Annotated in this window: 17 protein-coding genes and 1 pseudogene; 17 read left to right on the top strand and 1 reads right to left on the bottom strand. The window is 47.9% G+C overall.

The features are described from left to right. Window positions 1-164 precede the first annotated feature (164 nt). Entirely contained in the window at window positions 165-1,379 is a 1,215-nt protein-coding gene (locus AC3CIC_RS12035; protein ID WP_488514718.1) for a sugar efflux transporter, read from the top strand. Between the two features lie 126 nt (window positions 1,380-1,505). On the opposite strand, the gene AC3CIC_RS12030 is transcribed toward AC3CIC_RS12035, so the two are convergent. Further along, complete coding sequence (locus AC3CIC_RS12030; protein WP_488514717.1) at window positions 1,506-3,605, bottom strand: tetratricopeptide repeat protein; 2,100 nt, start codon at window positions 3,603-3,605, stop codon at window positions 1,506-1,508. 479 nt (window positions 3,606-4,084) lie between these two features. Between AC3CIC_RS12030 and AC3CIC_RS12025 the strand changes: the two genes are divergently transcribed. The 16 genes and pseudogenes from AC3CIC_RS12025 (at window position 4,085) to AC3CIC_RS11950 (ending at window position 21,835) form a co-directional block, all read left to right on the top strand. Continuing rightward, entirely contained in the window at window positions 4,085-5,227 is a 1,143-nt protein-coding gene (locus AC3CIC_RS12025; protein WP_488514716.1) for a flagellin, read from the top strand. 391 nt (window positions 5,228-5,618) lie between these two features. Beyond that, window positions 5,619-6,758, top strand: a complete 1,140-nt coding sequence (locus AC3CIC_RS12020; protein WP_488514715.1) for a flagellin — start codon at window positions 5,619-5,621, stop codon at window positions 6,756-6,758. Window positions 6,759-6,826: 68 nt separating this feature from the next. Further along, on the top strand, window positions 6,827-7,249 hold the full coding sequence (locus AC3CIC_RS12015) for a flagellar protein FlaG (RefSeq protein ID WP_016960121.1): 423 nt from the start codon (window positions 6,827-6,829) through the stop codon (window positions 7,247-7,249). A 16-nt stretch (window positions 7,250-7,265) separates the two neighbouring features. Next, window positions 7,266-8,637, top strand: a pseudogene (fliD, locus tag AC3CIC_RS12010) (flagellar filament capping protein FliD). Window positions 8,638-8,648: 11 nt separating this feature from the next. Then, window positions 8,649-8,942: a hypothetical protein gene (locus AC3CIC_RS12005; protein ID WP_488514714.1), complete on the top strand. Its 294-nt coding sequence runs from the start codon at window positions 8,649-8,651 to the stop codon at window positions 8,940-8,942. Between the two features lie 12 nt (window positions 8,943-8,954). Then, entirely contained in the window at window positions 8,955-9,359 is a 405-nt protein-coding gene (gene fliS / locus AC3CIC_RS12000) for a flagellar export chaperone FliS (RefSeq protein ID WP_016960124.1), read from the top strand. 172 nt (window positions 9,360-9,531) lie between these two features. Beyond that, a complete protein-coding gene (locus tag AC3CIC_RS11995) occupies window positions 9,532-11,010 on the top strand; it encodes a sigma-54 dependent transcriptional regulator (protein WP_488514713.1) in 1,479 nt (492 codons plus the stop codon). 160 nt (window positions 11,011-11,170) lie between these two features. Next, entirely contained in the window at window positions 11,171-12,220 is a 1,050-nt protein-coding gene (locus AC3CIC_RS11990; protein WP_488514712.1) for a sensor histidine kinase, read from the top strand. After that, entirely contained in the window at window positions 12,217-13,626 is a 1,410-nt protein-coding gene (locus AC3CIC_RS11985; RefSeq protein WP_488514711.1) for a sigma-54-dependent transcriptional regulator, read from the top strand. Before AC3CIC_RS11990 ends, AC3CIC_RS11985 begins: the two co-directional genes overlap by 4 nt. A gap of 126 nt (window positions 13,627-13,752) precedes the next feature. After that, window positions 13,753-14,064: a flagellar hook-basal body complex protein FliE gene (fliE, locus tag AC3CIC_RS11980; RefSeq protein WP_016960128.1), complete on the top strand. Its 312-nt coding sequence runs from the start codon at window positions 13,753-13,755 to the stop codon at window positions 14,062-14,064. Between the two features lie 15 nt (window positions 14,065-14,079). Then, a complete protein-coding gene (gene fliF / locus AC3CIC_RS11975) occupies window positions 14,080-15,840 on the top strand; it encodes a flagellar basal-body MS-ring/collar protein FliF (RefSeq protein WP_394210721.1) in 1,761 nt (586 codons plus the stop codon). Further along, on the top strand, window positions 15,830-16,873 hold the full coding sequence (gene fliG, locus AC3CIC_RS11970) for a flagellar motor switch protein FliG (protein WP_394210719.1): 1,044 nt from the start codon (window positions 15,830-15,832) through the stop codon (window positions 16,871-16,873). Before fliF ends, fliG begins: the two co-directional genes overlap by 11 nt. A gap of 67 nt (window positions 16,874-16,940) precedes the next feature. After that, on the top strand, window positions 16,941-18,005 hold the full coding sequence (gene fliH / locus AC3CIC_RS11965) for a flagellar assembly protein FliH (protein WP_488514710.1): 1,065 nt from the start codon (window positions 16,941-16,943) through the stop codon (window positions 18,003-18,005). Then, complete coding sequence (gene fliI, locus AC3CIC_RS11960; RefSeq protein ID WP_016960132.1) at window positions 17,989-19,305, top strand: flagellar protein export ATPase FliI; 1,317 nt, start codon at window positions 17,989-17,991, stop codon at window positions 19,303-19,305. Before fliH ends, fliI begins: the two co-directional genes overlap by 17 nt. 7 nt (window positions 19,306-19,312) lie before the next feature. After that, window positions 19,313-19,759, top strand: a complete 447-nt coding sequence (gene fliJ / locus AC3CIC_RS11955) for a flagellar export protein FliJ (protein WP_016960133.1) — start codon at window positions 19,313-19,315, stop codon at window positions 19,757-19,759. Window positions 19,760-19,852: 93 nt separating this feature from the next. After that, complete coding sequence (locus tag AC3CIC_RS11950) at window positions 19,853-21,835, top strand: flagellar hook-length control protein FliK (protein WP_488514709.1); 1,983 nt, start codon at window positions 19,853-19,855, stop codon at window positions 21,833-21,835. Window positions 21,836-21,895: the final 60 nt, after the last annotated feature.

The raw sequence follows: 21,895 nt of genomic DNA, 5'->3' as shown, positions 1-21,895 counted from the left end.
AGCGCTAGTTCTAGCTAACTTGTCAGCTAGTTGGAAGATTATGAATGAATAGTATCAGTGGTTGCTTGATAGCTATCACATGAAGTGCATATTTATCCTTAAACTTGCTCCAATTGCTTCATAAACAAATCAAGAGCCGTAATATTTTATTGCGAGAGACATAAATGAAAAACTATGGTCGTTTTTTAACGCAAAAAGCTCCGCTTAGTTACTTGCTGGTAAGCCTGTTCTCAGGCCTAAGCGGTGGCTTTTTCTATCCGTTATCAGGGATTTATGTCGTAGATGGACTTAACGCGTCGCCATTACAAATGGGGATATTCCTTGCTGTATCAATTTTAAGCGGTGTGTTGGTGTCACAACGCATTGCCAAATTGTCAGATCAGGGCTGGGATCGACGCAAAATCATTATGTGGTCGCAAGTGGCATTCATCATTGTGATGGCGCTGTTTGTGTTTATCCGAAATTACTATTTGGCGCTCTTGGTGATGGTCTTAATTGCTAGCTTTACCGCTGCGGCCATGCCACAAAACTTCACCATGGGGCGCCAATATGCTGATGAGCATCTTGGTGATAATGGCACGTTATTTTTATCATTGATGCGCGCCATGATGTCGCTGTCGTGGGTTATTGGCCCGCCGCTCGCGTTCATCATCAAAGACGCATATGGCTTTAATGGCGCGTTCTTGTTTGCGGGATCAATGATGGTGATATCCGTGCTGATTGTTTGGTTCATGTATCCGACGGTCAAAATTGAAAAACAAGATGCTATCGTTGAGTCGCAGCAGAAGTGGCGCAAAATAGACGGGGTTCCTCTCTATCTAGGTGCCGTGTTTATGCTGTTCTGGGCGAATAATATGTATGTGACCACGATTCCGCTTTATGTGACAAAAGAGCTGGAAATGGCAGGTTCTATTGCGGGTCAGTTGCTTGGTCTTGCCGCGTTTGTCGAAATTCCCGTGATGGTGTTGGCCGGACTTTGGGCGGCAAAGGTTGCGCCACAACGACTGATGGTGTTTGGCGCGGCAGCAGCATGTATTTTCTACACCTTGTTGTTTGGTACACAAGTGTTGTGGCAAATGTATGCTCTTCAGATTCTCAATGGTATCGCAGTGGGTATCAGTGCTGGTCTGGGCATGGTAGTCATTCAGAATAAAATGCCGCGTCAGTTGGGGCTCGCTACCACGCTATTTAACAACGGCATATTATTGGCCAGCCTGATGTCGAGCGTGACTGTGGGTGTTATTGCCGAGTGGCAAGATTATCAATCAGTAATGATTGCGATGATGCTAGCAGGTGTCGCGGCATTAACCTTGCTGTTGTTGTCGGTGCGAGAGAAACGACCATCTTGTCCTGCCAATATTGCATTGGAAGGGCAATAGGCGACGAGTAGTTAACTCATCAACATGACAATCAAAAAGAGGCCAGCATTGCTGGCCTCTTTTGTTGGTCTATATCCAGCACATTGAGGTTGCTAGGGTATAGACACGATGGATTTTTAAACTCGCTTAAAAACGGGCTTTAATATGCGCCGCCATCGCTTCAATGAGCGGATATTTGTTTTCCATCATCGGTGGATAGAAGTAGCCAAATTCATTGTCACAATACAGTGTTTGTGGCGCTGAAAAGTCTGAGTCTTCTTTGCCTGCGAAGAAAACATGACAAGGTGTGCCGACGGCGGTGGTCATTCGATGTACTGCTGTACCTGCGGTGATGACCGTGTCTAACCCTTGGATGACGGCTGCAGTCCCTTCGAAATCGTCGCGTAAGTCCAAACCGTTTAACTGAACAACACGAACGCCCGAGAGCTTTTCAATCTTATTCAGTTCTTTGGTGCAGTCTCCGTATTGAAGGTTGATAAAGAGAGCATCAGGGAATTGTTTAACCAGATGTGCCACTTCATCGGCAATCAGATAATGCATGTTCCGTGTGGCGGCAGCGAGACCGCTTCGCCAGCAAAGCCCGATCAATGGCTTCTTTGGGTTTTCAGTGCGAATAGCATCAAGGCAATTTTGCCAGGTGATTTTTACGTCCGCATTCACACTTACATAACCCGCTTGATAAACATGACGGCCAAATTGTTGGTAACACATCGCCGCCAAACTGCCGCCCGCCACCCAGCTGGTGATGTTATCCATCACCTCTTTGGGTACATCGATATCTTGGTGATCGATACGCTTAATCGGCACGATGAACGCTTCTGGAAAAGCACGACTTAGGATTGGCTCAAGGCGAGGGTCGCATGCCACATAGACTTTTTTGCAGTTATCCAGCACCAGCCTGAGATTGTGAAAGTAGAGAATTTCATCACCCACGCCTTGTTCTGGCATAACTAACACGATGTCATCTTTTGGTCGATCAAGACTCCATTGCGGCAAAGCACCTTGGTAACGTAAACGACGACCGCAGACCAAGCCCAACTCATTGGTGCGGTAATAGTTATCCCACTCTTCTAAGGTGCGATAGACAAAACAGGCGTTAAAGCCCGCTTCAATATCATCAGGGAAGCGGCTCATGTGTGCTTCCAGTAATTGCTTTGATGCTAACGCCTCGCCTTTGTACCAAAAGATTTCCGCAAGATAGAGTGAAAGTCGCTGCTTATTCTCGTCACTGGCAATGGCTGCTGCCTGTTCGATATGTTTTTGGCAATCAAGAATGGCGGTTGCGGTGAAGTTATGGCGCGAACGTAATAAATTGAAGCTCGCTGTGGCTAAACGGTATCGCAAGTCAGCATCTTGTGAATGCAGGCGAATACTCTCAAGCGCAACGCGATTAGCCTCTAGCCAATTGCTTTCTTTTTCGTAGCTTTGAACCAACAAACGGCAAAGCAACGCATTATCTGGCCAGTGTTTGAGACCTTGGCGACAAACATCACGCGCGGCTTTGTATTCCCCCAGTTTTATTTCACTGTGGCTGAGTAAGATGAAAAATTCGGTATCAGACTGTTCCGCATCAAATGCACGGCGTAGGGTTTGCCTTGCCAAGGCGAAATTTTCTTCGCCAAGTTGAAGCTTTGCTAACCCTAGTAGCGCCTTTGGCTGCTCGCCAGCGACGCTGACTACGGCTTGATAAAGTTGTTTGGCTTGTTCTTTATTGCCCGACGCGAGCATTTGCTCGGCAAGGGTTAATGTTTCGCCGACTTCGGCATCGATGGCATTTGCCGTTTGTGACCGCACATTGGCGTGATATTTTGCCGTGCGTCGGCTCTCTCCTACATTGCCGATCGCGGCGGTAAGCTGTTGCCGCATGGCTAGCAGTTCTTGATGCTCGGGGGCAACCGCCAATAAACTGTCGACGATTTCAAGCGCGTCTTTATTCATGCCTTGTTGCGCTAATACCTGTGCTTTATCAAAAAGCAGAGAGCCCTCTTGCGGTTCTATGTCGAGTGCGGCATCGAGTTTTCGCAGTGCTTCTTGCCAACAGCCTTGTTCGACATCAAGCACAGCAAGCACTTGCAGCACAGGAACGGCATTCGGCGCTTTCTGCAAAATCTGCTCAAACACCTCTCTGGCTTCCTCTTTTTTCTGATGTTGGTACAAGTTAACGCCATGCTCAAAAGCTTGTTCAAGCGTTAATGTATTACCTTGAGGTTGGGAGGTGTTTGTCATAATGGATCCATTTAGAGTAGGTGCATTTGGTCGCATCAGGCGATTGCAGGAAATGCAGCAAATACCGTGCCTATTGCCTATAACTATAAGTGTGTTTGTTTCATTTTTGAGCGGTTGATTGTTTTTGATTGATGACACTCATGAGTGAGGCGAGGTCTATTGCTAATCAATCAACAACATGATCGTTGGATGAGATTAAACAGACAGTGTTTTGGAGGCGGCGAATTGCCGTTCTTCAATTGATGAAAGATAAAAATGTTGCCGCCCAAGCAAGGATTTTATCAGTGTATTGATTTAGTTTATTGAAAATAAAGACTTTTTAATATTGGCACAGTATTTGTATTAGGTTGAGCAAGAAAGTATCACATTGGTTGATGCGTCCCTAATAACGAACTGAAGGCTGGTCCCGCTTAGCAATCGGATATATTTGTCGCGGGTAGGCTGTTTCGCAAAATACGCGAAAGTCAAAGGAGAGCAAAATGGGTGTAACAGTTAACACCAACGTGTCTGCGATGACTGCGCAGCGTTACCTGAACAAATCGACAAATGATCTCAATACGTCGATGGAACGCTTGTCGTCTGGTAGTCGAATCAACAGCGCAAAAGATGATGCTGCTGGTCTGCAGATCTCAAACCGACTCATTGCCCAAACCCGTGGCTTAGATGTCGCTATGCGAAACGCTAACGATGGTATATCTATCGCGCAAACGGCGGAAGGCGCAATGCAGGAATCGACCAATATTCTGCAACGTATGCGTGATTTGTCACTGCAATCCGCTAACGGCGCAAACGGTAGTTCAGAACGTGTGGCGATTCAAGAAGAAGTCGCAGCCCTGCAAGACGAACTTAATCGTATTGCTGAAACCACAGCATTTGGTGGCCGTCGCCTTCTTAATGGCTCGTTCGGCGAAGCGTCATTCCAGATTGGTTCAGATTCTGGTGAAGCGATCATCATGGGGCTGTCCAGTATCCGTGCTGATGATTATCGCATGGGTGGCACTGAGTTTGAGGGTACTTCCGGTAAATCAGCGGGTTGGGAAGTTTCTGCTGCTGCGGCAACCCTCACCATGGCCTTTACCACGAAATCGGGTAACACCATTAACCTGTCGATTGATACTAAAGCGGGTGATGACATCGAAGAAGTCGCTACCTTTATTAACGGTCAATCCGATGAAATGGTCACTGCGTCTGTCGATGACGATGGTCAGTTGCAAATCTTTGTTGCGGAAGAGAAGCTGCAAGGCAATGTCACCTTTGGTGGTGCGCTAGCGACATCGTTAGGCCTTCTGACAGGACCTGGCGCTGCTATTACCGCGCAAGACATTGACGTCAGTGATGTCGGTGGCGCTCAGATGTCTGTGGGGATTATCGATTCTGCGATGCAGTATATAGACAGCCAGCGTGCTGATTTGGGTGCGAAGCAGAACCGTTTGAGCCACACCATTAGTAACTTGTCGAATATCCAAGAAAACGTGTCTGCGTCTAACAGCCGTATTCGTGATACCGACTTTGCTAAGGAAACCACTGAGCTCACGAAAGGCCAAATCCTGCAGCAAGCAAGTACATCTATCCTTGCTCAGGCGAAGCAATTGCCGCAAGCGGCACTCAATCTGCTTCAATAGTCGGTTCAAATTTATCGAAAAAGCGGCAATGAATTGCCGCTTTTTTTGTGCGTGTTACTTTATATCTCGCCGTATTCCTTCGTTTTAAATATTCGCAAATATCCTCTGTATCGCTTTGCCTGTCTGCGTTTGTCTGATGTGAGACTTTTGTCATAACGAAAATTTTCAAATCATCACTAAAGTTTTTCTCTGTGAGGGCGAAAACACTCATAGCACTATGATTCAACGGAAAATCCCAAGCAGTACCAAGAAACATAGGGTGTAAAAATATTAGGAAAAAAGATGTAAAGGTTTTTCTTAATGTGCCGTTACATAGGGTGTGAGAGATTTAGAACTGGTTTTCCCTGGATTGCTGGGCGGAAGCCGGACTTAGTACCGAAGGAGAATAGTTATGGCTATTACAGTAAACACTAACGTGCCCGCAATGACCGCTCAGCGCTACTTGAATAATTCAACTGACTCGCTGAATGCTTCAATGGAACGCCTGTCTTCAGGTTTCCGTATCAACAGTGCGAAAGACGATGCAGCAGGTCTGCAAATCTCTAACCGCCTGATTTCACAAAGCCGTGGCCTTGATGTTGCTGTTCGCAACGCCAACGATGGCATTTCAATGTCACAAACTGCTGAAGGTGCGATGGAAGAAACCACCAACATCCTGCAGCGTATGCGTGATCTATCACTGCAATCAGCGAATGGTGCCAACGGCACTGAAGAGCGTAAAGCGATTCAAGAAGAAGTTGTTGCACTGCAAGATGAAATCAACCGTATCGCAGAAACAACCTCTTTTGGTGGTGCGAAACTGTTGAATGGCACATTCGGCACAAAAGCATTCCAAGTGGGTGCAGATGCTGGTGAAGCTGTCATGATGGAGTTCAAAAACACCCGCGCTGATGAAGCGATGATGGGGGGTAGCACCTTCAAAGCAACCGTAGCAGCAAGTGCTGATATGGCGGCTTGGACTGCGACTGGTGGTACAACGCTAAACATGGCTATCACTAATACAGATGGCACAACATCAACGATTAGCGTCTCTGCAAAAGCAGGCGATGATGTAGAAGAGATCGCCACTTACATTAACGGTCAATCAGACAGCAAAATTTCTGCTTCTGTTACCGAAAATGGTGAGTTGCAAGTGGTTGCCGCTTCTGGCGCTGACATTGCCTTTACCGGTGCTCTGGGTGCGTCCTTGGGTATGAACGCAGCAACGAAAGTCGCTGAAACTGTTCAAGATGTTGATGTAAGTAGTGTTGGTGGCGCACAGAAAGCCGTCGGTCTGGTTGATAATGCCATGCAGTATATCGACTCACACCGTGCAGAACTGGGTGCGAAACAGAACCGATTGAGCCACACCATTGCCAACTTGGACAATGTTAACGAAAACGTGAGCGCCTCTAACAGCCGTATCCGTGACGTTGACTTCGCAAAAGAGACGACGCAGTTTACGAAATCTCAGATCCTGCAGCAGTCTGGTACGTCTATACTTGCACAAGCGAAGCAGGCTCCATCAGCTGCTTTGAGCCTGCTAGGATAATAGAGATGTAGCAGAAATGACGGTGAGTGTGCTACTCGCCGTCTATAGCTAACAGGAGGTGAATTAAGATGGACATATCATCCGTTTCGACATCATCCCTGTCTCATGTGACTCCACAGTCCGGCACAAAAGTTGCTAGCAGTAAAGAATCTGTGGGGGGGACTAAACCCGAAATCACAAACCAGCAGCAAATGGCAGAAAGTGCAGAAAAACTGTCCAAGCGTCGTGCAGAACAAATTAACAAATTTGAAAGCACACGTGAGGTACAGCAAGCACAGCTTGAAACGCTGGTTGAGCGACTAGATGAGTTTGTGTCTACCTTTAACAAAGGCTTATCATTCCGACTCGATGACGATTCTGGCAAGAGTATTATCACTGTTTATGAAATGAGTAGTGGTGATATTATTCGACAGATTCCGGAGAAGGAAATGCTAGAGCTAGCACAGCAACTGTCTCTTCATGCGAGGGGACTGGTTGCAGAAAAGGTATAACTGAGGTGAGTAAATAATGGGTTTAAGCGCAACAAACGTTTGGTAGTGGAATGGACATTGGTTCCATGGTCAGCAAAATTGTTGATGCCGAGCGCGCGCCCAAACAAGAGCGTATCGTTAAGAACATGAATGATGTTGAAACTAACATCAGTGCTTACGGTAGGCTCAAAACTTCCCTCGATACGATGAAAGATCTGATGTTTGATTTTCGTCGTGATAATACCTTTGCGGCGCGGAGTACGGTTTCAGATAACGCCGAAACCGTCTCCGCTACCGCTGACCACCAAGCCGTGACTGGCGTCTACTCTATCGACGTACAGCAATTAGCCCAATCACACAAACTGGTATCCGATGGATTGGATCCCAAAGCGGATTTTGGCGCTGGAAAACTGACATTAAATCTCGGTGGTCGCGCGACGACCATCGATATTGCGGAAGACAACAGCTCTCTGTTGGATATCGTTCGAACTATCAATAGTCACCCTTCCAATCCAGGTATTAAAGCCTCAGTCATTAATGATGATAGCGGGGCACGTTTGATTCTTGGTGGAGATAAAGCAGGTGCTGACAATCAACTCGCATTGTCAGTTAATGCACCGATAACCAGCCCACTTCAAGCATTCGCGTTTAATCCTGCCAGTCAAAGCAATGCGATGAATGAGATGCAAGCGGCGAAAGATGCGCGCATTTTAATTGATGGGTTGGCGTCGGTCTCCAGTGACACGAATACCTTTTCTGACGCAATTCGAGGCGTCGACATTGAGGTATCTAAGCTGACAATGCCAGAAGATGGCCCTGTTACCATTACCGTTGATGAAGATCGTGACAAAGTAAAAGCATCATTGGCTGAGTTTGTTGATGCGTATAACGCCTTCTATCAAGTCACGAAAGCTTTATCTAAGTACGACCCTGAAACGCAGCAAGGCGGTCCGCTGGTTGGCGACAGTGTTATTCGCTCTGCGGTCAATCAAATGCGCTCACTTTTTTCAACGCCGATCGAAGGCGCGCCGGATTCTCTTAAAACGTTGAGTGAGTTAGGGATTTCAACCACCATGGACGGCCGACTAGAGGTGAATAACGCTATGTTGGACAAGCAGCTGAATCGGAATTTTTCTGCGCTTGAAGGCTTTTTTGGTGGTAACAATGGCTTTGCTCGAAAAGTGGAAGAGACGGTTCAGTCATTTACTGGCTTCACCGGAACGATACGCAACCGAGAGAGCAGCCTTGGTGATCAAAGGATACGTTTGCAAGATGAGCAAGAAACGTTAGATCGTCGTATGCAAGGTCTAGAAGATCGCACGTTGCGACAATTTTCCACCATGGACAATGCCATGGGTGAGATGCAATCGCAGCTATCGGCCATGATGAATATCATGCCGTCAGGGTAAGAAAAGTGACCATGTCCACGATATTGATGCAATTAGAAACAATAGACGGTTGCCTATTGGCTGCGCTTACAGAAGGGAATGTTGACCCTGATGAAATGGCACGGTTATTGAATGAAAGAAAACAATGTCTGGCAGAGATCACTATATTGCCGGATCCACCAGAAAAAGAAGCTTGGTCGGTAGCGATTTCCCGAACCGAGCATATTTACAGTTTGATAAAAAGACATCGCGACAGTGCTGCAGCCGACGCCAGTCGTTATTTAAAAGGGCGTAAGTCAGTACAACTTTATAAAAAATTCGAGTAGGTGAGGGTTGTTATGAGAGGGTCACTTCAGGCCTATAAAAAGGTGTCCGTGGACAGCCAGTTGAGCGCTGCATCGCCGCACAAGGTGATTCAGATGCTAATGGCCGGTGCGATTGAACGCCTGATCCAAGGCAAAGCGGCCATGTTACAAGGCGATATTGCCGTTAAGGGTGAGCGCTTAGGCAAAGCATTGGATATCGTTATTAGTTTAAGAACGTGCCTATCTATGGATGAAGGTGGGGAAATTGCCTCCAATCTTGATGCGCTCTATGACTTTATGATCCGTCAAATCTCTGAAGCAAACAGGGACAATCACGATGCCCCGATCGACGACGTGATCGATATTTTGCGCGAAATTAAGTCAGCGTGGGATCAAATACCCGCTGAATATCACAATATCACTCAAGCAGACGCATAAAACCGCCTCATTTTCACTACAATCTAATCTGTCTTGGCACAAGAGTCACAGCTTTGTGTGGTCTCTTGTTGCCTTATACCAAGCAATAACTACAATAGCTGGATTATTCTGTCGTGGGCGGTATTATGCCCGTCGACGACATTGATGGTTTTGGGGCAGATATATCTCACACATGCAAGGTTTAACGAAGATTCTTGTAATCGAAGATGATGAAAAGTTTCGTCACGATGTAGGCGTTATCTTGGAGTTTATTGGTGAGCAATACCTGCTATGTTCAACCACTGAACTAAATGATTCGCACTGGAAGCAAGCGGGAGGCGTTTGTTTTCTGGGTAATATTCACTCACCTCAGCGTTTATCCCAGGTGCTAGATAACCTGGTCATTAATAACCACATACCGGTTATTGCGCTTGCTAAACACAAAACAGAATTATCTGGTTTACCGAATTTTGTGGGTGAACTGGAATTGCCATTGAATTATCCGCAATTGGCGGATGCGCTTAGACATTGTCAGGAATTTTCAGGCAAGCACGCATTTAATATCCCGCAACTTAGTCGAAAAAATACACTATTTCGCAGCATGGTTGGGCGCAGTGCGTCTATCAGTGATGTACGCCATTTGATTGAGCAAGTCGCCAGCACTGATGCCAGTGTTTTGATTCTTGGCGAGTCAGGCACGGGCAAAGAAGTGGTTGCGCGTAATATTCACTACCATTCTCCGCGTGGTAAAGGGCCATTTGTCCCTGTGAACTGTGGTGCCATACCGCCAGAGTTGCTTGAGAGCGAACTGTTCGGTCATGAAAAAGGCGCGTTTACTGGTGCTATCTCTGCGCGTAAAGGACGTTTTGAAATGGCAGAAGGTGGGACCCTGTTTCTCGATGAAATCGGTGACATGCCACAGCCTATGCAAGTGAAACTGCTACGTGTTTTGCAAGAGCGTTGTTTCGAACGTGTCGGTGGCAACAAAACCATTCAATCAAATGTGCGTGTAGTCGCGGCGACTCACCGCAATCTCGATGCCATGATTGAAGAAGGCTCATTCCGCGAAGATCTGTTCTATCGCTTGAATGTGTTTCCTATCGAAATGCCTGCGCTGAGAGAGCGAATTGAAGATATTCCTCTTTTGATTCAAGAGTTAATGACGCGACTTGAGGCTGAAGGCGGAAACCAGGTTCATCTAACACCTCGTGCGGTTTCATCATTGGTTGAACATGATTGGCCGGGCAATGTTCGTGAATTGGCGAATCTGATCGAACGCATGGTTATTCTTTATCCTGGCCAGATGGTCGATGTTAATCGTCTACCGAAGAAATATCGTTACAGCGATATTCCAGAGTTTCAGCCCGAGCAATTTGTTCATGTTGAGGACTGTGAAGTGCTGGAACGCGAAGCGCTGCACGCTGTTTTTGCTATGGATGAACATGAAGAAGACATGCCAGGCTTTGCAAGTTCGCCAGTTTCAGGTCTTCCACCTGAAGGTGTTGATTTAAAAGCGATGCTTGCAGATCTTGAAGTCGATATGATTCGACAGGCGTTGGAAGCCCAAATGGGTATCGTTGCACGAGCTGCAGATATGCTAGGCATGCGCCGAACGACCTTAGTTGAGAAAATGCGCAAGTACAGCCTTAACAAAGAAGACATTGCCATCTAAAACAGCCGTTTAGATGCTTTGAAAAAGCGAAGTCAAAAAAATGACTTCGCTTTTTTGTTTCTCATTCAAATAAACTGTTGATTTAAATCATTTAATTATTGGCACATTATCTGCTTAATGCTATTCAGCGTCAGAAATAAAGAGCTGAAAGTATAAGACAATGGAAGCCAAAAACTCACCATTAGGGACCGTCGATCAGCAGGTTCTTCGATACAAACAAGTTTTAGATGTGATGCCTGCTGGCGTTATTTTACTCGATCCCTTTGGTCGTGTAGCGGAGGCTAATCCCGAAGCACATCGCCTGCTAGGCGCGCCACTTGAACAAGAACGTTGGGTTGATGTGATTAATCGCGCCTTTTCGCCGCGAGAAGATGATGGCCATGAAGTCTCGCTCCGAGACGGTCGTCGCGTAAAGTTGGCGATATCTGCTTCGGCATCTGGTCAACTGATACTCATCACTGACATGACAGAAACGCGATTGTTACAGTCTCGTTTTAGTGATCTTCAACGTTTGTCGTCACTGGGTAAAATGGTGGCATCTTTGGCTCACCAAGTCAGAACTCCCTTGTCGAGCGCATTACTTTATGCTGCCAATCTCGGCGCGAATAATCTCAATGAGCCTACTCGAAAACGCTTTCAAATGAAGCTGGTGGACAGGCTTCATGATCTTGAAAAGCAGGTTAACGACATGCTGTTATTCGCCAAAGGTGGTGACAACAAGGTGGTTGACAATTTTTCACTCGAACAGCTGCTCAATGAATTCGAACCCATGGTCGAAGCGCTGGTAAACAACCAGAACGTTGACTTTGAAATCAACTGCGATGACGAATCGCTTCAGTTGCTTGGCAACGTGAATGCGCTGGCAAGTGCTCTCTCAAACCTGGTGGTTAATGCCATTCAAGTGGCAGGAAAGAGCTGCAAGGTTGTTGTCGATGCTCGAGAGATGAACGGGCAAGTATTCCTCTCCGTTGCCGATAACGGCCCCGGTATAGAGAAAGCACTGCAAAGTAAAATACTCGAACCGTTTTTCACCACGCGACAGCAGGGCACAGGTCTTGGTCTCGCCGTTGTACAAATGGTCTGCCATGCCCACAAAGGTAGGCTGACGTTGCAATCTCAACCAGGTCAGGGTGCCTGTTTCACACTCTGTCTGCCCATGGCAGAACACTGCGATATCGAGCAGCAAAAGGTATCAGGAGAAGCACAATGAATCAGAGCAAAGTACTTATCGTAGAAGATGATGAAGGATTGCGTGAAGCCTTGGTCGATACGCTGGCGCTCGCGGGCTACCAGTGGCTGGAAGCGGACAGTGCTGAGCAAGCATTGCTTCTGTTAAAGCATGAATCCGTTGATATCGTGGTGTCTGATGTGCAAATGGCGGGCATGGATGGGTTGGGATTGCTCAGAAACCTCAAGCTGCATCATCCTAAGTTACCTGTTTTACTGATGACGGCATATGCCAATATTCAAGACGCGGTTGCTGCGATGAAAGAGGGTGCTATTGATTACATGGCAAAACCCTTTGCACCTGAAGTGCTCCTCAACATGGTGAGTCGCTATGCGCCAGTGAAAACGGATAATACGGATGCGGTGGTGGCAGACCCAAAAAGTTTGGCGCTCATTGCGTTGGCCGACAAAGTCGCTAAGACAGATGCAAATGTCATGATTTTGGGTCCAAGTGGTTCAGGCAAAGAGGTCATGGCGCGTCATATCCATCGCCAATCATTACGTCCTGATGGTCCTTTTGTTGCTATTAATTGTGCCGCCATTCCAGAGAATATGCTGGAAGCGACGCTGTTTGGTTACGAAAAAGGCGCATTTACGGGTGCAGTTCAAGCTTGTCCTGGGAAATTTGAACAAGCACAAGGCGGGACTATTTTACTTGATGAAATCAGTGAGATGGACTTGTCATTGCAAGCCAAATTACTGCGTGTGCTGCAAGAGCGAGAAGTTGAACGCTTAGGGAGCCGCAAGAGTATCAAGCTTGATGTTCGCGTATTGGCGACAAGTAACCGAGACCTTCGTCAGTACGTCGAAGAAGGGAATTTTCGCGAAGATTTGTACTATCGCCTCAATGTTTTCCCAATTTCATGGCTGCCACTTTGCGAACGCACTGGAGACATTCTGCCACTGGCTAAACACTTACTTCTGCGTCACTGCAGTAAATTGGGTGAGCCAGCACCAAATCTTGAGCCTTGTGCGATTAAAAAACTGGGGGTTTATCGTTGGCCGGGCAATGTTCGCGAGCTAGATAATGTTATGCAACGCGCGTTGATTTTATGTCAGAAAGACAGAATCGAAGCGAATGACATTTTACTTGAAGGCATTGATTGGCAAGATGCCAGCAGTTTCCAATCGCTGGTTTCAGGCAAAGATATTGCGCAACCTAGCATTCAACCTCAAGCGATACCGACCAAAATAGAGGACATTTCGAGCGCGGCGAATGAAGGTCTAGGCGGTGAACTGAGAGAACAAGAGTTCGCGATTATTCTGGAAACCATCCGCGCGTGTGAAGGGCGTCGGAAAGACGTCGCGGAACGTCTAGGGATAAGCCCTCGAACCTTACGTTATAAGTTAGCAAAAATGCGAGATGCGGGGATCGACATTCCTCAGTAAAGCACTGCTTTTTAGTGAGTTAATACGTTATAATTTCTGGCTCGATAGTTGCATAAATATTAGTCAGATTAGCCGTTAACACATATACGGCGCGGATTGCCAAAGTTTTGACAGTGAGGATGGACCATGAAAATCAACCCGATGCAGCACGAAATGCAAACCATGGCATTGGATGCAAAAAACGTGGGTCGTGTCGCCACTGGTCAGCAAGTCTCACAAGACTTTGGCGAGCTTTTATCTACTGCAATCAATCATGTGAACACATTACAAAAATCGTCAGGAGAGCTGGCAACGCGTTTTGACCAAGGTGATCGAAGTGTCAGTTTGGCTGATGTAATGTTAGCGCGAAACAAGTCCAGTGTGGCGTTTGATGCGACGGTTCAAACACGTAATAAACTCGTCGAAGTTTATAAAGAACTGATGAACATGCCTGTTTAAAGTAGGAAGTAACCCGTGGCGGATGATAGTGACAACACGCAACTAGCCGTATCAGGTGGCGCAGCACTGCCAATGGCATCTGATGGTGGCTCGTTAAACGATCCAGATTTAATGGAACGCGATGTTTCGTCGTCCAGTGGTCCACTGGGAGGCATCGACATTGCGCGTCAATTGATCCTGATCGCCTCGGTGGTGATCTGCCTTTCCTTACTTGTGCTTCTGTTTATCTGGGTGCAAGAGCCAGAAATGCGCCCACTAGGTTCATATGAAACTGAAGAGTTGATCCCTATTCTGGATCATCTCGACACTCAAAAAACCGACTACCAACTGGAAGGCAATACCATTCGCGTTCCGGTCAAAGAATATTCCTCTATCAAGCTCAACCTCAGTCGTGCCGGTCTTAACTCCGCCCGTGAAGAGGGTGACGATATTTTGATGCAAGACATGGGCTTTGGTGTTTCTCAACAGCTTGAGCGAGAGCGTCTTAAACTCAGTCGTGAACGTCAACTTGCCGCTGCCATCGAAAAAATTCGGACCGTCAGTAAAGCGCGTGTTTTGTTGGCCATGCCTAAGCAAAGTGTATTTGTTCGTCACAACCAAGATGCGTCTGCGACCGTCTTTTTGACCGTACGCGGAACCACGCAGTTGGGGCAAGAAGAGGTGGATTCGATTGTCGATATGGTGGCGTCTGCGGTTCCAAGCCTCAAACCTACTCGTGTCACGGTGACCGATCAACATGGTCGACTACTGAGTTCGGGCAATGAGAGTTCGATGGCGTCACAGCGCCGTAAAGAATACGAACTTGAGCGTAAACAAGAACAAGCTCTGCGGGGGAAAATTGACTCGATTTTGATCCCTGTGCTTGGGCTGGGTAATTATACGTCTCAGGTCGACGTAACTATGGATTTCAGCGCCGTTGAAGAAACGCGTAAGCGCTTTGACCCTGCTACCTCGTCTACGCGAAGCGAATACACCCGTGAGAATTACAATAACAGTGATTACGTCGCTGGTATCCCCGGGGCTTTGAGTAATCAGCCTCCTGCAGATGCAGCGATCCCTGAAGATGTGAATGATCTGAAAAACGGTGGTGCAGGCGATAAAGGCTCGCTCAGTCGTGAAGCAACGCGTAATTATGAACTGGATACCACCATTAGCCATCGCCGCGCACAAACAGGCACTGTCGCAAGGCAAACCGTGTCCGTTGCGGTGGACTATATCTCAAGCACCAACCCCGAAACCGGTGAAATCACGCGGACTCCGGTGGGCGAACCAGAACTTGAAAAAATTCGCCGCTTATTGATTGGTGGGGTTGGTTACTCAGAATTACGTGGTGATGTGTTAGACGTCATTGCTATGCCGTTTGCAATACCAGAAGTGGAAGCCCTTGGCGAAGTGCCAATCTGGGAGCACCCGAATTTCAACGATTGGGTTCGTTGGTTGGCTGCAGCGTTGGTTGTTATCGTCGTGGTCTTGGTGCTGGTGCGTCCTGCACTGTCGAAGCTTATCAACCCAGCGAGAGACGACGATTCCATGCTCGGGCCTAATGGAGAAATGTTGGGGCCAGATGGCTTGCCATTGAGTCCAGACGACGACATTGGCCTTATTGGTGCAGATTTAGATGGCTCCGGCAGCTTTGCAATGAGTTCATCGAATTTGAATTTACCAGATCTGCATAAAGACGAAGACCTGCTCAAAGCGATTCGAGCATTGGTTGCCAATGAACCAGATCTTGCTGCGCAGGTCGTGAAAAGTTGGGTGAGTGAAGATGCCTCCTAAAGATGATGAAAATGGTTCGGGTAAGGAATTTGATGTTACCCAACTGTCAGGAATAGATAAGGCTGCGATTTTATTGCTGAGTCTCACTGAGCAAGATGCAGCGAGCATTATTCGCCACTTAGAGCCTAAGCAGGTTCAAAAAGTGGGCGGTGCCATGACCCAGATGAAAGATCTGAGTCAGGAAATGGTCGCGGCGGTGCACCGAAACTTCCTTGAAGATATTCAACGTTTTACCTCTATAGGTATGGGCAGTGAAGACTTTGTTCGTAACGCACTGATTGCCGCACTGGGTGAAGACAAAGCCAATAACTTGGTTGATCAAATCCTATTAGGTAGTGGCTCTAAAGGTCTGGATTCGCTCAAGTGGATGGATCCCCGTCAGGTGGCCACCATCATTTTGAACGAGCACCCTCAAATACAAACCATCGTACTTTCGTACCTTGAGCCAGAACAGTCTGCGGAAATCCTTACTCAATTTGCAGAACGTGATGCTCTTGACCTTGTGATGCGTATTGCCAACCTTGAAGAAGTTCAGCCAGCCGCATTGCATGAACTGAATGAAATCATGGAGAAACAGTTTGCTGGTCAAGCGGGTGCGCAAGCAGCCAAAATTGGTGGCTTGAAAGCAGCTGCAGACATCATGAACTACATGGACAATGCGCTCGAATCCGCATTGATGGAGCAAATCGGACAAAACGACGAAGAAATGGCATCGCAGATCCAGGATCTTATGTTTGTGTTCGACAACCTGTCAGACGTCGACGACCGTGGTATCCAAGCCATACTCAAAGACGTTCCTCAAGAAGCGCTTCAAAAAGCGCTCAAAGGTGCAGAAGAAGGGCTACGCGAAAAAATCTTTGCCAATATGTCCAAGCGTGCTGCCGAAATGCTGCAAGACGACTTGGAAGCCATGGGCCCGATTCGTGTTTCCGATGTGGAAGCGGCGCAGAAAGAAATTCTCTCTGTGGCACGTAGACTGTCTGATGCTGGCGAAATCATGCTAAGTGGCGGCGGTGCGGACGAGTTCCTCTAACCATGCAGAAGCAGGTAGAGAAATGGCATACGCAAGTTGAAACACAGATGAAAAGTAAAGGTGTAGCATGAGCTTAGATCGTCGTCGTGGGTACATTCGTGCCACTGAGGAGCAAGATAACGCCTTAGAACGTTGGTCGATTCCTAGCTATGGAAGCGCGGTTGCTGCGCCGAAAGATACTGCGCTTAACTATGATCCAAGTTGGGAGCCACCAGAGCCCGTTGATGAAGATCAAGAGCCTGAGATTGAACTCACCATGCTCACTGCGGATGCGTTGGAAGGTATCCGACAGTCTGCAGTTGATGAAGGCATGGAGGAGGGGCGATCGGCTGGATTTGAAGAAGGCCGAGAAGCTGGCTTCGATGAAGGTAAAACAGCAGGATTCGAGCAAGGCAAAGAAGAAGGTTATCAGCAAGGGCTGACAGAAGGGCAGGTACTGATAGAAGAGCGTTGTCAGCATCTTGACGCCATGCTCGAAAAACTGGCATTTCCTCTGGTACAAATTGACCACCAAGTGCAGCAACAAGTCGTGGATATGGTCATGCACCTTGCAAAAGCCGTTATTCAAACGGAAGTGCTGACCAATCCCCAAATGATTTTAAACACCTTACGTGAAGCGGTGAACGCGTTGCCAATGACTGGACGTCAAATCACCATTTATTTGCATCCAGACGATATGGATGTGGTGACCGCCGCGCACAGCGAAGCGTCTTTGCGCGATCGCGAATGGCGATTGATTGCTGAGCCTGCGTTAAATCGTGGAGATATTCAGGTCGCGTGCGGAGACTCCGTCGTGGATTACCGCATAGAAGATCGTATCAAACAAATTTTGGCGCGTTTTGTTGGCCAAAACCTCTCCCGCGAACCGAATACGCCGGAAGACTATGTTGATGTCATGCTCGGTGCGGATAAAGTTGTGCCACCAGAGTCTGAACAAGCCGTTTCCGCCGAACATGATGACGTGACTGAAACAAGCCATGTTGAGCAGAGCAGTGCTGACCAGCTAGACGTTGATCCAAATAGTGCTGATGATTCAGCGCATGAATCACAAGCCTCAGAAGAACAAGAAACCACGTTAGACCAAACTACCCCAACAGGTGATGCCGGAGAACATGATGGTCAGCCTGTCTGAAAAGCTCGAAGCCTTAACGCTTGATAACCTGTCTATGCGCCCCGTTGCCTCAGGCAAGTTGGTGCGTGTTGTCGGGTTGACGCTTGAAGCTATTGGTTGCCGCGCGCCAGTCGGCAGTTTGTGCAAAGTGGAAACCCTCAATGGCAACATTGAAGCGGAAGTGGTTGGTTTTTCGGGTGATACACTCTACTTGATGCCCAGTGAACAAATCTTTGGGGTGATGCCGGGAGCACGCGTCACGCCGATGTCAGAAGAGCAGGGCATCCCCGTAGGTTTTGAGCTGCTGGGACGTGTCATTGATGGTGTCGGCAACCCGCTTGACAGTCTGGGTGACATTTTTACCGGACAAACTGCATCGTTTACGCCAGCAACGATAAACCCTCTTGCCAGAAAACCTATCGATACACCTCTAGATGTGGGTATTAAAGCCATTAACGGTCTGTTGACCGTGGGTAAAGGTCAGCGTATCGGCTTGTTTGCCGGTTCTGGTGTAGGTAAATCTGTGACGTTGGGCATGATGACCCGAGGCACGACGGCACAAGTTGTCGTGGTTGGCTTGATTGGCGAACGTGGCCGAGAAGTTAAAGAATTTATTGATGAAATCCTTGGCGTTGAAGGGCGTGCACGTTCTGTCGTGATTGCCGCCCCTGCGGATGCATCCCCACTCATGCGTTTAAAGGGCTGCCAAACTGCACTGACTATCGCTGAATATTTCCGTGATCAAGGGTTAGATGTGTTACTGCTAATGGACTCCTTGACCCGTTTTGCGCAGGCGCAGCGTGAGATTGCGCTGTCTGTCGGTGAGCCACCGGCCACCAAAGGTTATCCGCCATCTGTGTTTGCTAAATTGCCCGCGCTGGTAGAACGCGCCGGTAATGGTGATGAAGGGCAAGGCTCTATTACCGCATTTTTTACCGTGCTAACCGAAGGTGATGATTTGCAGGACCCCATCGCCGATGCGGCGCGCGCGATTTTGGATGGTCACATCGTGTTGTCGCGAGAAATGGCGGATGCGGGGCATTATCCGGCAATTGATGTCGAACGTTCTGTCAGCCGTGTTATGCCCAATATTGTTAACGACGAACACATGCTAATGGCTCGTGCCGTGCGGCAAATTCTCTCCGTTTGTCGTAAAAATCAGGATTTGGTTTCTATTGGCGCGTATAAGCCGGGTACTGATCAAGGTATTGATCAGGCCTTCACATTGAAACCAAGGCTTGATGGCTACCTACAACAAGGCATGAAAGAAGTGGTGCCCTATGACATGTGCGTCAACATGTTACGTTCTTCTTTGCAGTAGGTGATATATGTCTTCTAACGCCATGAATTTGTTACTTGAACAGGCCAAAAATACGGAGCATCAAGCGCATTTGATTTTGGTTGCCGCTCAACAAGAATTGCAGGGATATTACGTGCAAGTTGAGCAGATTGAACATTACCGCCTAGAATATTTTCGTCAGATGTCCGATCGTGGTCGGCAAGGGCTAAGTGCTAGCAGTTATGGTCACCTCAACCGCTTTATCGTTCAGCTTGATGAGACATTGGCAAAACAACGCCAGGCGGCAAGTGAGTTTGAAGACAATGTTGAGCGCTGTCGTGAACATTGGCAGCAATGTCGACAGAAAACGCGCTCGATAGAATGGTTGATTGAAAAACGCCTCAAGGAAGAAAAAATGCGGGCTGAACGTCTGGATCAAAAACAGATGGATGAGTTTGCTACCCTCGCTTTTTCCCGTCAAAAAAGCCGTTTCTAGTCACTTGGCCTGATAATTGCTTCAAATCCTGTAACGAATGGTCAGCCTACACAGACTGCCCTTTAACGACAAAGTTTCTGAAGCGGGATCACTATGAGCCAAACCAGTTTCTTACTCTCAGGCGTTTCTAACAATAAAGCAGCCCTAGTCGAAGGCAAGGGCGTTTTGTCTCCCGAAGTCTCTGAAAGTGAAGGTGAAGGATTTTTCGCTCAACTTGCTCAGTTGGTTTCCGGTGACGGCGACGCAACAACTGAACTAGCCAGCGACGCTGCTTTAACTGAAGGTGATGCCGCAAGCGAAGAAGCCATCAGTGATGCCTTGCTAAAATCCATGACGCTTGCCGACGGTGAAGATGCCGAAAACTTGGCGCATAAGGGAGAAAACCTTGACGCTGAAGGCCTATCAGCCAGTGAAGGAAAGCCTTCTCTGACGACGAACAAAGACAGTGAAGATGCCGCATTGGCACTTAAAAGTGATGCCAAAAATGCAGAGGGTGGAAAATCCGCCCCGCAACAGCTAGCCAAGCAAGACGGTGAGGCCTTGTTGCAGCGTCTTAACGAATCCAGTCAAGCGCTACAAAGTGAAGCCATAGTGACCGATGATGGCGTAGCCGTTCCGGTCGATGAGCTCGATAAATTAGCGTCTGGCAAAAAGTTGCCGTCTGAGAGTGATACTGAACTTGCCGTCGATTCTGCGTTGCTGGCAAAGCAAAGCGTAGTGTTGGCAAAAAATGAAAAACTATCTGTTGAAGAAAACCCAGCCTTGTTATCTCAGCAAGCTAGGATGAGCGAGGCAGGACAGCCTGTTTTAACCAACGCTTTGCTGTCAGATGCTGAAAAATCTGCTTTGACTGATAAAACCATCACCGAGAATGATGCCTCAGACGCGCTTCTTGGTGAGCAACAAGCAGCCCTCGTTTCTGGATTGGGTGGCATGAGCGAGTCAGCAGAAACAGTGGCTCCTGCAATATTAGCCGCGGCAAGTGCTGAAACGTTATCGGACGCTGAACGCGCTGCGTTACTTTCAGCAGAAATGGCGCAGGTGCAATCGCCATTAACGCAGACACAGATTAGTGGCACAGCGACACAGGCTGTAGTAGCCGATGCCGAGGGTGAAATCACCCCTGAAATGTTGGCAAAAGCCGGTGTTGCGTTTGAGTCACTGCCTAAAAGTCAGCTAGACGCGATGCTTCGCGCTCAAGCCTTGGCTTCGCAATCTGGACTGGCTTCTCCGCTGGCAGCCGATGGCGAACCCAGTGCTTTGATGAATGAGTTAAACGCCCGAGGCTTGTCCACCCAAGCACAAGCGAACATGACCCAAACTGCGTCAGCGGTGCATGCAGCAGTGAATCCTCCAGCTGCGCAAGCTACTGCAATGTCAGCGTTCGCTGCGATTCCGTGGACACCTGCTGCGGCTAGTGATGGTCAACCGAAATTGAACGCAAGCAGCGCAGCGTTAGAAGCGGCATCGGCAAAAGCGCTGACAGAAACAACCCGACCGGGCACTGATGTAAAAACCGAACAATTGGCCCAGCAGTTAGCATCAAGCTTTGGAAATCAAAGTTCGACCACGGCAGCGCGATTGGACACCACCGTTGCACAGAGCCCATTGCAGATGAGCCAGAATCAAGGTGATGCAGCCAACGCTTTGTCAGAACGTGTCAACGTCATGTTGTCGAAAAACCTGAAACATGTTGATATTCGTTTAGATCCGCCGGAACTTGGCCGGATGCAGATTAAATTATCAATGAATCAAGATCAGGCATCCGTACAGTTTACGGTTGCCAACCAAGCCGCAAGGGAATTGGTAGAGCAATCCATGCCACGTCTTCGTGAAATGATGCAACAGCAAGGTTTGCAACTTTCGCAGTCTTCGGTGCAGCAGCAAGATACAGGCGGGCGTCAGTCCTTTGCTGGAAGCCAATCCCAACAAGGTGATGGCCAAGGTGGGCAGGGTAGACAAAGTGAATCATCGGGTTTTGGTCGCGGCGATGGCGATCATGAACTTGACCGCTCCAGTACCAACCATGAGCTGTACGTCAACTCATCAAAAGACAGCATTGACTATTATGCTTAATGTAGCATTTATGATTTGCATGTATTGAGATTGAAATTCGATTAAACCGAAAAATGAGGT

It is taken from the genome of Enterovibrio sp. QJM3NY_24 (assembly GCF_057786035.1).
This window is presented reverse-complemented; position numbering and strand designations above follow the sequence as displayed.